Consider the following 11,512-nt stretch of genomic DNA (forward strand, 5'->3'; position numbering starts at 1 on the left):
GGCATTCCCCTCCCTGCGAACAAACGAACATCTGCCATCGACTATAGCGCATGGCGCCGCGAAAAGACATCTTTTCGATGATGTGGCATCGTCGGAATTCCGACGCATTTTCCGCCGGGAACAGCAGCTATTTCCCTCGGATTCCACGGGGCAAAAGTGCCCCCACAGAGAATTTTTTCTTTTTAGCTGTAAGTTTTCATGTAAAAATCATACAAATGTCGCATTCCAACAGAAACCATCGAGATTGCGAGTGAAGCACATGATACAATCGTCTAATAAAAAATCAGTACACCTTGGGGAGATCTTTTTCCCCTCACATTCTGGAGGTCGATTCTTTCTCGCAAGGAGGGCTCTTTCGATGAAAAGTATCCGCACCAAGGTTCTCGTTTTGTTCGTCTCCGCCGTGGTGGTTCTTCTCGGCATCCTGGGAATCGTCCTTTACCGACAAATCAACGGCGACGTGAAATCCCTGACCTATGACATGGCCGAGGAACTCGTACTCGCCCGGGGAGCCGAACTGGGCGCATGGATGGAACGCATCCTGGACACGGTGACCCTGCTCGCCGAACAGGATTCGACAAAAACGATGGAATGGACGATGATCCGCCGGGATCTCACGGGCATCCGCGAACGACACAAGGACATGTTCGAGGCCTTTCTCCTCGCGGGACCGGATGGTCAGACCCATGTCACCTCGGGGACGGAGATTCTCAACGTGGGGGACCGGGGCTATTTCACATCGATCATGAAAGACGGTAAGGACCTGGCTCTCTCGAACCCCCTCGTCTCAAGAGTTTCCGGAAAAACGACGTTTGTCGTCGCCGCGGCGGTCAAGGATTTCAACAATGCCACACAGGGCCTTCTGGGCGCTTCGGTGATACTGGAGCCGCTCCAGAAGCTCGCCGAGAGCATCCGAATCGGCGAAAACGGCTATGGGTGGATCGCCGACGGCAACGGCCTCGTCATCGCCCACCCCTCTCCGGAATGGGCCATGAAACTCAACCTTCTGGATTCGGACACGCTGGGCTTTCGGGGCCTCGCCGAAGCAGGGCGACGAATGGTCGGCGGAGAACGCGGCACTGTGGAATATTTCCGCCCGGACGGCACGCGGGGCATTCTTTTCTTCTCCCCCGTTCCGCACACTCCGGGGTGGTCCCTTGCCGTGGTGGTGCCCCCGGAGGAACTCCACGCAACGGCAAACCGCTCCGCGAAGTTCCTCCTCACGGCCATGGCCGTCGCCGTGCTGGTCCTCAGCGGCATCTCCTTCTTCATCGGCAACACCATCGCCCATCCCATACGGAACATCATGGGGCTTGCCGTCCGGGCCGGCGACGGGGACTTCTCCTTCGACCGCAACGCCTTCGGAATCACCTCCAGAGATGAACTGGGTGCTCTGGCGGACGCACTGGCGGAGATGATCGCCCGGCAGCGAGACATCCTGCTGGATCTTCGCCGCAAAGCCGAGACTCTCTCCGCCACCTCGGAGGAGACCGCCGCCTCCTCCGAGGAGATCACCAGCACTGTGAACGACGTGGCGGAGAGCAACACCCACCTCGCGGAGGAGACCGCCACGGGACGGGCCAACACCGTGGAGGCCTCCAAGGTGCTCCTTGAGCTGTCCTCTCTCGTGCAGATCGCCAAGGAGCTGGCCGCTTCGGCGGCCCACAACGCGGGAACCATGGAGGGAGCAGCCCGCAAGGGACAGGAGGATGTGGCGCTCACCATCCGTTCCATGGGAGACATCCGTGATACGGTCACCCGAACGGAGGAACTCATCACGAACCTGAACGAATATTCCCAGCGCATCGGCGTCGTGAGCGACACCATCACGAGCCTCGCCACGCAGACGAATCTGCTGGCCCTGAACGCCGCCATCGAGGCCGCCCGCGCCGGAGACGCGGGGCGCGGCTTTGCCGTGGTCGCCGAGGAAGTGCGCAAGCTTGCCGAACAGTCCTCTTTGGGCGCCAAGGAAGTGGCGGAGCTGGTGACCCGGATCCTGGAGAGCACCAACGATGCCGTGTCCGCCATGCGCGAGAGCCGCGAAAAGGTGGAAGAGGGGGTTTCCCTGGTACAGCGAGCGGGGTCGGGGCTGGGAACCATTTTGGAAGCGGTGGCGAGTTCCGTGAAGGACATCGAGAAAATCTCCTCCGTCACCGGCGAGGAAGTTTCCAAATCCGACCAGATCATCGCCATCATCGACGCGACGGCAAGTCTGGTGGAGCGCACGGACGAACACGCGGCGAACCTGGCCGCCTCCATGGAGGAAATGGCGGCGGCCATGGAGAACGTGGCTATCGGAGCACAGGAGGTGAGCACCCTCGCAGTGGACCTTGACACGATAACCAGAAGCTTCAGACTGGAGGAGCAGGAGGCATCCTCGGGAAAGGCTCCCGCCCTTCCCGAACGGTGACGCTCCGAACTTTTTAAACAGGAATTGCGACTACTTCATTTCAGGAGGTCAGAACCGTGAAAAAAAGACTGGAGACGAAACCGACCCTGTACCCGCTTCCCGCGGTGGTCGTGGGAACCTACGACGCCGAGGGACATCCCGACGCCATGACCGCCGCCTGGGCGGGGATCTGCTGCTCCGAACCGCCCTGCCTCACCGTCGGAATCCGGGAGAGCCGCCTCACCTACGAGAATCTGCTCCGCCGAAAGGCGCTCACCGTGCATGTCCCCTCGGTGGACCTGGTGAAGGAGACGGACTACTTCGGGCTCGTCTCGGGAAGGAACGAAGACAAGCTCGCCAAGACCGGCATGACCTGCACTCCCGGCTCGGAGGTGGACGCGCCGGTGATCGACCGTTTTCCCCTCGTCCTCGAGTGTCGCCTCGTGTCCACCACGAAACTCGGCAGCCACATGCTCGTGGTGGCGGAGATCGTCGCCGTGGCGGCGGAGGAATCGGTCCTCACTTCCCAGGGAGAGCTGGATGCACAGGCGCTCGCTCCTCTCTGCTACGGCCCCGCAGGGTACTACGGTCTGGGGGAACTCGCGGGAAAGGCCTTTTCCGTCGGCAAGGAGCTGCTCCGACCGTAGGAGCGACAGGAGGAGACGCATACCCATGAACGAGACGAGGGGCGTTCCTGACGGAACGCCCCTCGTTGTTTGCGCATCCTGACGCCTCCTTCAGAGAACGACCCTCTTGGGAATGCCGCTCTCGCAGGGAACTCCCGTCTGGCAGAGCCCGCACCCGTAGGTCTCGATGCCCCAGGCTTCTTTAGCGTAGGGAAGGCAGATCTCTTCGAGATGACGATCGCAGCGCTCCTTGTCGTGCCCCGCTTCGGAAATGGCCCCGGCGGGACAGCGACGAACGCAGGCGGAACAGCTTCCGTCCACGTAGAAGAGGCACCAGGCCCGGTGATGGGCGTAGGGACGCGGCGTGGGGGGCACAGCCCCGCGCAGCACCACCGAACCCACCCGATGCGCCTTTCCTTTGGAGGTGATGAGCCCGTCGCAGAGGCCGAAGGTTCCCAGGCCGCAGGCGTGGGCGGCGTGCCGTTCGGACCACCTCGAGGATCTGCCGTAGAGGGGCGAGATCTCGCCCTTCCAGTGGGGCGACAGTTGCGGCGCCACGGCGGAGATGCCAACCTCCGCCAGAGACGCCACCACATGCTCTCGAAGCAGGACATTGAACCGCTCTCCATACAGGCGGGATCGGGCCCAGCGCTCCGCCCCCCGGAGCCGCTCCCGCCGATTGTCTTCCTTCGTGGCCGCCCGCTGGGGAAGCACCCAGGCCATCACCGTCAGCTCCTCCGCCCGGACCGGTTCTTCCGGAAAGGAAAGGGTGAAGAGTTCCTCCGGCGTAAAGGCGAAGGGCCCCACGTGCTCCTTGTATGTTTCGAAGATCGGATCCGCTCCCGAGGCAAATCCAACCAGGGGCTCGTCCCAGGCGGGCTCTTCGGGAATGTTCTTCATGGAGTTCTCCGGCGACGTGGCGACGAAGGTCGCCACGAGACGTTCCAGTTCCCTCGCGGGCCATTCCGCAAACACTTCGGCGTTCATGTTCGTTCTCCTCTCTCACTCCGGCAGGTTCTCCGCCGGCAGTCCGCACGCCCCCGGGAAGGGAGCGTCAGAAAAGCCACTCGGAGTCAAGAAAACGCATGCCGATCACCCAGGTCCCTAGAGCGACCTTGATCGTGATCACCCCGTTGAGCAGGGGAATCCACCCTCCGGAGAGAACGCTCCCGTAGGTTCCGGCGGGAAGAAGCACACCGCCGCAGGCAAGGGCGGAAAGGACAAGAAAAAGCAGAAGGACGCATTTTTCTCCCTTCACCTGGACCGCCCTGGGGAACAAGCGCTCCAGGCGCTCCCGTTCCGGCGTCAGCGAAACGAGCACCAGTGCCGTTCCCCCCGCGACACCCGCGGCGAAGCCCCCTCCCGGAGAAAGATGGCCGTAGAAGGCGAACAGCGCGGCAAGAAGAAAGGCAAAGAAGGCCGCCCCCCTGGCCATGGCGAGGAGAGGTGCGTCCCGAAGGGCTTTGAGCGCTCCGGCCCGTTCCTTTCCGTCGAGGAAGAAGGCGACCCCGAGGACCGCCACGGAAAAGACCACCACCTCGAAGAGCGTGTCGTAGAGGCGGTTTCGCAGGTAGAGCGCGGTGACGGCATTGGGCACCCCGGATTCCTCCGCCACGCGGAGCACCTGCGCACCCCCACCTCCCTCATCCCAGGAAAGGACGAGAAAAGCGAACAGCACCAGCGAGGCAACCCCGTAGAAGACCCGGCGAAGGAGCACGAGGCGGAAGCGGTTCCGCTGCCGCTCCTTCCGCTCTACCTCTGCATTCACGAAGGACCACCTCCAAGATACTGCTCTCTCAGACGACGCAGCTCCTCCGCGCCCTCACCCTCGCAGTACCGGCGGAGCTGCTCCTCCAGATCGTGGGAGGCAGAGGCGACGAGAATGCCGTACCAGCTCCTCCGCTCCACCATCCCCGCCGCCATGTCCCCTCCCGCGCCGCGCCATTGCCGGGCCCGGAGAAGGTCGATCCAGGCACCGCCCTCTCCTTCGAGAATGCGTGTCTCCGCAAGAGGAAAGAGAACGGTTCCGGGGAGATCGTCCTTGCCCTCCACCAGACCACCCGCAGCGATGTCCACCACGCCCTCCCGCAGTTCCGAGAGCAGCTCCTCCCGGCTGTCAAAGCACACGAACCGGGGACGATATCCCGCCCAGGCAGCGAAGGCCCGAAGAAAGGCCACGTCCAGGCCGTCAAGTTCCTCGCCTCGCCCGGGAAGCGTCTCCACAAGAGGAGACAGTTCGAGACACCCGACCCGGAACTCGCCGGAACGCTTGAACACCACCACGTAGAGGAGCGTCACCAGGAGCGCCCCCATGAGAGCCTCCGTGACCGCCACGTCCGGAGCCCCGAGCAGCGTGTAGAGGAGCGCCGCGGCGATGCCCAGCATCCCCCGGGCGATGACGGCGGCGAGAATCCGCTCCTGGCGGAGCGTGACGAAGGCCATCAGGGGCAGCAGAGCCGCACAGGCGATCACGAGGATATCCGCGCCGGAAAGGGCAAGGAGCGCCTTCATTCCCCCTCCCTCCCCTCGTCACCCACGGCACCGCGTCCGAGCGCATAGGAGAGGATGGGCCCCCAGAGCAGGAGAGCCACTGCCGCCGCCGCGAGGAGGCCCCGTCCTTCCGTGCTGCGCAGCAGAAGGCCGAGGACGAAGAGAAACGCTCCCAGGGTGTCTCCCACCCCCAGGGCATGAAGCTTCACCACCACGGGTTTCTTCGAGAACAGCGCGAGAGTCCCCCAGAAGAGGAGAACCGACCCGGCGCAGAGAAACAGATCTCCAAGAAGCGTCATTCGCGCCGCCTCCGTTCCAGAAAGATGGCCAGTACGAGAACACCCGCCCCCCCCAGAAGGAGCAGGGAGAGGGCCACGACGCCCCCCGCGGCGGCACCTCCGGTGAGGAGATCCCAGAGGAGCACCAAAAGGGCCGCCTTGATCGAGAAGGAGGCGAAACAGAGCAGTTCCGTCCAGACCCCGGAGGCGAGAAAAAACGCCGCCGTCACGAGCAGGAGGAGCAGGACCAAAAGCGCTGCGGCGATCCAAGGAACGGTCATCCGCGTTTTTCCTCGTCGAGGCAGTGCACCAGCATCGTTCGGAGCCGATCCACGTGCACCACCAGCGTTCTCGGTGTGAGTGTCACCAGATAAACCTCCTCGAAAACGCTCCACGGAGAAGGCGGTGCTTTCTGCGGCGCGAAGCGACGCGCCGAAAAACGCCCCGTCATCAGCTCGATTCCCTCCCGAAACGCCTGGGGCAGCGTCCGCAGAAGACGCAACGCGAACCGGAGAATGTGCCCCGCCTCGGGATTCAGGCCGAGGAGGCGCCCCGCGAAAACCGAAAAAGCACACCCCAGGAGCACTCCTCGGAGAGAGCCATCTCCCGACACGACGATCCAGAAGAGTGTCCCCGCACCGATCAGAAGAACCATGTCCGCACCCCCAGAAGCGCTCCGGCCAGAAAGAGGACCAGCACACCCACGAGATTCTCCATCGTCTCCAGGCTCCGGGAAAGTGGCAGGGAGCGCCCCCGGAGCAACGCGAACATCCCCCATCCGCCTCCCAGCACAAGGAGGGCCTTGACGATCTCCTTCGCCTCGAAACCGCCGAGGAAGAGTCCCATTCCGAAAAGCGCGGCCCCGAGCCAGACATCCTCGAAGCCGGCCCCGCGGGAGGACACCGCCATGCCCCCGGCAGGGGACACCGGCGGAAGTTCCTTTTCCGCCGCGTCTTCCGAGGCAAAAGGGGCACCCTTGCGGGGAAGGAAGAGGAACTTCGCGAAGGATGCCGCCGTCCCCACCGCGGCGAGAAGCAGCAGCGGCTCCTGCCAGGGAAGCGCACCTCCCATGACCCGAAGCTTGGCACCGAAGCCTGCAAGGGGTGGACATCCGGAGATGGCGAGGCTGCCGAGGACAAGGGCGACCCGCAGCGAACGGGAGACCGTCTCCCGGGAGAGGGCGGCGATGCGCCGGGTGGGCAAGCGTCCCACGGAGAGAAAGAGCCAGGATTTGAAGAGCCCGTGAGCCGCGGCGTAGAGATGCCCCACCGAAGGAACCGCCGCGAGAAATCCGACCTGGGAGAGGGTGTGGTAGGCGAGAAGGCGCTTCGCGTCCTTCTCGAAGAGCGCATGAAACACACCCCAGAGCGCCGCCGCCGGGCCGAGGACGAACAGAAGCCCCCGGGCCGCCTCGTTTTCCCCCGCGATACGCAGAAGCGGCGCGAGACCGATCTTCACCACCACCCCGGAGAGCAGGGCCGAGACGGGAGCGTCCGCCTCGCCGTGGGCCTCGGGAAGCCAGAGGCCGGGAAGAAAAAGCCCCCCCTTCACCACGAGCCCCCCCATCAGGAGCACGACCGCAGACAGGGGTGCCCCGGAAAGGGCGCTCAGGGAAAACGTCCCGGCATGCCGGTACACGTCGAGACAGCCCAGGAGGTAGAAGATCATCCCCAGATTGTTCACGAAGAGGTATTTGATGGACGACCAGATCTGGCGGGGTTTTCTTCCCATGCGGATCAGAAGGAATCCGAGGATGGTGGAGAGATCCACCGCCACGAAAATATTGAAGAGGTCGTAGCTCAGGAAGACCGCGTTGGCCGTCCCGGAAAGCATGGTCATCACGGGAACGAGCAGGGACGGCCCCGAGCCGTGCCGGAGATGAAGGGCAACGGCGAGGCACACCGCCGCATTGGCGAAGATGAACGTCGCGGCGGCCCGGTCCAGCAGAAGCTCCACTCCGTAGCTCCCCAGCAGGACGAGGCGTATCGTCTCCTCTCCCGCGAGGAGGCGGAGCGCTCCCGCGAGGGAGAGGACCGCGCAGAGGCCGAGCGGCACCATCCCTCCCCTGCCGGTCACCGCGGCGACGACCCCAGCGCAGAGAGGAAAAAAGACGAAAAGGAGGACGAAGAAGTATCCCGCTCCCGGCTCAGTCACGGCGCCAGCGCTCCTCGATGCGGTCCGCGTCCAGGGTGTGAAAATGCCGGGAAAGATCCATGACATAGACGATCAGGAGCGCGAGAATGGAAAAGCCGATGACGATGGCCGTGACGATCACCGCCTGGGGAAGGGGATCGGCAAAAGCACCGCTTCCCGGACCCGCCACGGGGGCGACGCCGCCTCTCCGGGCGGAGAGGACATAGAGACTGATCACTCCGGTGTTCATGATGTCCATGGCAAGGACCTTGAAGAGAAGATTTCTTCGGAAGAGGACACCCCAGAGTCCGAGGAGCACCACCGCGAGGAGAGTTGCGCGGAGGAGGAAGGAAACACTCATGGAAATCCCCTTTCCCGATCTCTCCGGGCATGGTACGCTTGCCCCGTGGTCATGTTCATAGAAGACCTCCGTTTCCCCATACGTGTTGTGAAGGAGTGTGTTCCATGCTGTCCGCCGTCATCTCGTGGATCGTCGCCACCATCGGCAAACTCGGCTATCCGGGCATCGTCGCCCTCATGTTTCTGGAGTCGTCTTTCTTTCCCTTCCCCAGCGAAGTCGTCGTTCCTCCCGCGGGGTATCTCGCCTCCCAGGGGGAGATGAGCCTTCCCGTGGTGATCGCCATGGGCATCCTCGGCAGTCTCCTCGGGGCCTGGTTCAACTACTGGATCGCCGTCCGCTTCGGTCGCCCCTTCTTCGAGCGCTTCGGGAAATACGTCCTCGTCTCCTCCGAGACCCTCGACAAGGCGGATCGCTTCTTCGCCAAGCACGGGCACATCAGCACCTTCGTGGGGAGGCTGATCCCGGGCATCCGCCAGTACGTCTCCCTTCCGGCGGGAGTCGCCCGGATGAACCTGGCGGTCTTCTCCCTCTTCACCGCCCTCGGCGCGGGGATTTGGGTGGTGGTCCTCGCCCTGGTGGGCTATTGGGTGGGCAACAACCAGGCCCTCGTGATGGACTCCCTCCACAAGATCACCGTCGTCACCCTCGGGCTCTGTGTCGTTCTCGTGGCAGCCTACGTGCTGCGGCAGCGAAGGAATCGAAGGCTCCAGGAGGAATAACCCCGGCGCTCAACGGCTGTTCACGCACCACACGCCGCAAAAGATCGCCGCAACTCCCGCGAGAGTCGCTCCCGTCAGCACCTCTCCGAGGAAGACCGCCGCCACCGCCGTGGCGGAAAGAGGGTTGAGGTACAGAAAGACTCCCACCCTGGAGGCGGGAAGGGTTCGCAGTGCATCGTACCAGAAGGCGTAGGCCAATCCCGTGCAGAAGATCCCCAAAAAGAGAAGGCTCGTCCAGGCGACGCCCGAAAGGGCCGCCGGCTCCAGCACGTGCTCGCTGAAGACGAAGAGCAGCGATGTCTGGAGCCATCCGAGGGCCATGACCCAGAAGGTGCTTTTTTCCGGGCCGGAGGATCCCAGAAACTTCCGGGACGCCACGGAGAAGACCGCCCAGTTGACGGCGCTGAGGAGCACGAGGAAATCTCCCGCCCCCAGATCCTGAAGGAGAAGCAGACGCTCCGGATGCCCCTTGGTCACCACGGCGAGCACACCCGTGGCGGCGAGCAGGAGCCCCAGAACACCCCTCTTTCCGAAACGTTCCTTCAGAAAGAGCCACCCCAGGATCGCGATGAAGACCGGAATGGTGGAGACGATCCAGGCGGACGTGGCGGCCTGGGCGGTGCGCAGTCCCGTGGACTGCAGCAGATGATGGAACGGCACTCCCAGAAATCCCAGCACGGCCAGGGGAAGCCATTCCCTTCTCTCGGGAAGGGCGGACCGGAGGCGAGCGAGGGTAAAGCCCTCCTTCCGGAGACGTTCCCTTTCCGAAAACGCCGCCAGGAGAAAAAGAACGGGAAGCCCCAAGAGGAACCGAATCCAGATGATCGTCAGAGGCGCGCACTCCCGGAGGGCGATCTTGGTGGCCACGAAGGACGCACCCCAGGAGAGCGTCGCCACGGCGGCCTTGAGCTGCGCCGCATTTTTCGGCGTCATCGGAAGCGCAGGTCCTCCGGATAACGCCACTCCAGGGCGACGATGCGCTCTCCGTCCACGCGAACGAAGACCTCACTTCCCCAGCGATCCCGGTAGAACCGGAGATCCGCCGAGGAAACCGTGGGACGCCCCAGGGCACGGAGCAGATATTCCTCGGGCTCGCCCACCCGAAGCCCCCATTTGACGGAAACCCGGCGTTCTTCCACCTGGAGCAGCCGGAGCAATGACTTTCCCTCCCGCCGCTCGAAGAGGGCGAACACCCCTTCTCCGTCCAGAGCGAAAAACCTGGGCTCCCCGGAAGCGGCGGCCTCGCCGGACATGCCTCCGTCTCCTGCGCCGTCCTCCGGCGAAACCGTCAGAAATGCCGCGAATTCTGGAAGCGAGCCTTCTTTCAAGGACAGGAGATCCTCGGAAAAACACCCCCGGGCGAGCAGGTCCGCCTCCGGATTCTCCCGGAGCGGCACGCCCAGAGGCGCGTAGAGAAACTCCTCCAGGCGGTTCAAGCGGGAGAAGGACGGTCCCGGAGCACCCCGCTCCTGGTACTGGACCCACGCCCCCCATCCGAAAATGGAGACACCAAGCACGACCGCCGCACTCAGGCCGAGCTTGCGCCGGGAAAGGGGGGCAAAACGGCCGAAAGGAGCCAGCAGTTTCGCTCTCAGGACCTTGAAGCGCCCCGAACTCTCAGGCGCTTCTTCCGGGGACATTTCCATCTTCTCACCCTCTCAGGGCATGCTCATTTCCAGAACGGATCGTTCCAGGTTCCGCCGAAAACAAGTTCCTCCAGAGCTCTGCGCTCCCGGGGGGCGTATTCTCTCTGCCGGAGATCCTCTGCCAGAAGATCCGGATCGCCGGGATACCCCAGGGCCAGGGCCACCAACGGTTCGTAGATCTCGGGGACACTCCAGACCTGGCGTACCCGCTCGGGGGAGAACCCTGCCATGGGGTGGACGAAGATGCCCTCCGCCACCGCCTGGAGGGAGAGTTGAGCCACCGCGAGCCCAAGGTCGTGATGGGCGTGCCGGTTCGGTTTTTCGTTGTGGGTGAAGAATTTTCGCGTGACCCCCACCGCGAGGACACCCGCATTCGCGGCCCACACCTGGTTCTGCTCCACGAGACACCCCAGGAGCAGAGAAAAGGCCGGTTCCTGGTCTCTCGACGCGAGGAGAAAGCGCCAGGGTTGTTCATTGTAGGCGCTGGCGGCCCAGCGCGCCGCTTCGAAGATGCGTCGCAACGCCTCCTTCTCCACGGGACGGGGATCGAAGGCCCGAGGGCTCCAACGACGACGGAGCAACTCGTTCAGAGGAACGTCGGTGACGGCGGGTTTTTCCATGGAAAAGCCTCCCTTCGACAAAAAAGGTTCGTGAGTAATCCGCTTCCCGAAAAGTGTAGCACAGCTGAAGCGCAGATGCGACGCGGGAGGAACCGGCGCAACCCCCACTGATTATGCTCTAAAGAGTGTGCAAAAAGTGATTGCGGAGGGGGGATTCAAAGAAAGAAGGTCATGGTGTAGGGTGTCTGCAGCGCACAAACAACCCGAGCCCTTAGGAGGCGATACACCATGACCGGAAAGAAGCATAGCA

14 protein-coding genes are annotated in these 11,512 nt (G+C 63.4%); 3 read left to right on the plus strand and 11 right to left on the minus strand.

Annotated features, from left to right (window positions below; all coding sequences use genetic code 11):
- Window positions 1-358: 358 nt before the first annotated feature.
- Window positions 359-2,410 (plus strand): methyl-accepting chemotaxis protein, encoded by a 2,052-nt coding sequence (locus Q1K49_RS12435; RefSeq protein ID WP_213693766.1) that lies wholly within the window; start codon window positions 359-361, stop codon window positions 2,408-2,410.
- Window positions 2,411-2,466: 56 nt separating this feature from the next.
- Window positions 2,467-3,036 (plus strand): flavin reductase family protein, encoded by a 570-nt coding sequence (locus Q1K49_RS12440; RefSeq protein ID WP_213693765.1) that lies wholly within the window; start codon window positions 2,467-2,469, stop codon window positions 3,034-3,036.
- Window positions 3,037-3,126: 90 nt separating this feature from the next.
- Here Q1K49_RS12440 and Q1K49_RS12445 read toward each other — a convergent pair whose 3' ends face one another.
- The 8 genes from Q1K49_RS12445 to Q1K49_RS12480 form a co-directional block, all read right to left on the minus strand.
- Entirely contained in the window at window positions 3,127-4,002 is an 876-nt protein-coding gene (locus Q1K49_RS12445) for a hypothetical protein (RefSeq protein ID WP_300526333.1), read from the minus strand.
- Between the two features lie 67 nt (window positions 4,003-4,069).
- Window positions 4,070-4,783, minus strand: coding sequence for an MnhB domain-containing protein (locus Q1K49_RS12450; protein WP_213694184.1), 714 nt, complete (start codon window positions 4,781-4,783; stop codon window positions 4,070-4,072).
- Window positions 4,780-5,526 (minus strand): hydrogenase subunit MbhD domain-containing protein, encoded by a 747-nt coding sequence (locus Q1K49_RS12455; RefSeq protein ID WP_213694185.1) that lies wholly within the window; start codon window positions 5,524-5,526, stop codon window positions 4,780-4,782. Before Q1K49_RS12455 ends, Q1K49_RS12450 begins: the two co-directional genes overlap by 4 nt.
- On the minus strand, window positions 5,523-5,804 hold the full coding sequence (locus Q1K49_RS12460) for a monovalent cation/H(+) antiporter subunit G (RefSeq protein ID WP_213694186.1): 282 nt from the start codon (window positions 5,802-5,804) through the stop codon (window positions 5,523-5,525). Before Q1K49_RS12460 ends, Q1K49_RS12455 begins: the two co-directional genes overlap by 4 nt.
- Complete coding sequence (locus Q1K49_RS12465) at window positions 5,801-6,064, minus strand: hypothetical protein (RefSeq protein ID WP_026368484.1); 264 nt, start codon at window positions 6,062-6,064, stop codon at window positions 5,801-5,803. The genes Q1K49_RS12460 and Q1K49_RS12465 overlap by 4 nt, the downstream gene beginning before the upstream one ends.
- Window positions 6,061-6,438: a Na+/H+ antiporter subunit E gene (locus Q1K49_RS12470; protein WP_300526334.1), complete on the minus strand. Its 378-nt coding sequence runs from the start codon at window positions 6,436-6,438 to the stop codon at window positions 6,061-6,063. The genes Q1K49_RS12465 and Q1K49_RS12470 overlap by 4 nt, the downstream gene beginning before the upstream one ends.
- Window positions 6,426-7,937, minus strand: a complete 1,512-nt coding sequence (locus tag Q1K49_RS12475; protein ID WP_213694776.1) for a proton-conducting transporter membrane subunit — start codon at window positions 7,935-7,937, stop codon at window positions 6,426-6,428. Before Q1K49_RS12475 ends, Q1K49_RS12470 begins: the two co-directional genes overlap by 13 nt.
- Window positions 7,930-8,277, minus strand: coding sequence for a cation:proton antiporter subunit C (locus Q1K49_RS12480; protein WP_213694775.1), 348 nt, complete (start codon window positions 8,275-8,277; stop codon window positions 7,930-7,932). Before Q1K49_RS12480 ends, Q1K49_RS12475 begins: the two co-directional genes overlap by 8 nt.
- 104 nt (window positions 8,278-8,381) lie before the next feature.
- Between Q1K49_RS12480 and Q1K49_RS12485 the strand changes: the two genes are divergently transcribed.
- Window positions 8,382-8,996: a DedA family protein gene (locus tag Q1K49_RS12485; protein ID WP_213694774.1), complete on the plus strand. Its 615-nt coding sequence runs from the start codon at window positions 8,382-8,384 to the stop codon at window positions 8,994-8,996.
- A gap of 9 nt (window positions 8,997-9,005) precedes the next feature.
- Here Q1K49_RS12485 and Q1K49_RS12490 read toward each other — a convergent pair whose 3' ends face one another.
- The 3 genes from Q1K49_RS12490 to Q1K49_RS12500 are packed head-to-tail and all read right to left on the minus strand — an operon-like array spanning window position 9,006 to window position 11,262.
- A complete protein-coding gene (locus Q1K49_RS12490) occupies window positions 9,006-9,929 on the minus strand; it encodes a DMT family transporter (RefSeq protein WP_300526335.1) in 924 nt (307 codons plus the stop codon).
- Window positions 9,926-10,642, minus strand: coding sequence for a hypothetical protein (locus tag Q1K49_RS12495; RefSeq protein WP_300526336.1), 717 nt, complete (start codon window positions 10,640-10,642; stop codon window positions 9,926-9,928). The genes Q1K49_RS12490 and Q1K49_RS12495 overlap by 4 nt, the downstream gene beginning before the upstream one ends.
- 23 nt (window positions 10,643-10,665) lie before the next feature.
- The gene (locus tag Q1K49_RS12500; protein ID WP_300526337.1) at window positions 10,666-11,262 is read right to left on the minus strand and encodes a nitroreductase family protein; all 597 of its coding nucleotides are present in this window, start codon (window positions 11,260-11,262) and stop codon (window positions 10,666-10,668) included.
- Window positions 11,263-11,512: the final 250 nt, after the last annotated feature.

It is taken from the genome of Aminiphilus sp. (assembly GCF_029975095.1).
Taxonomy (GTDB): domain Bacteria; phylum Synergistota; class Synergistia; order Synergistales; family Aminiphilaceae; genus Aminiphilus.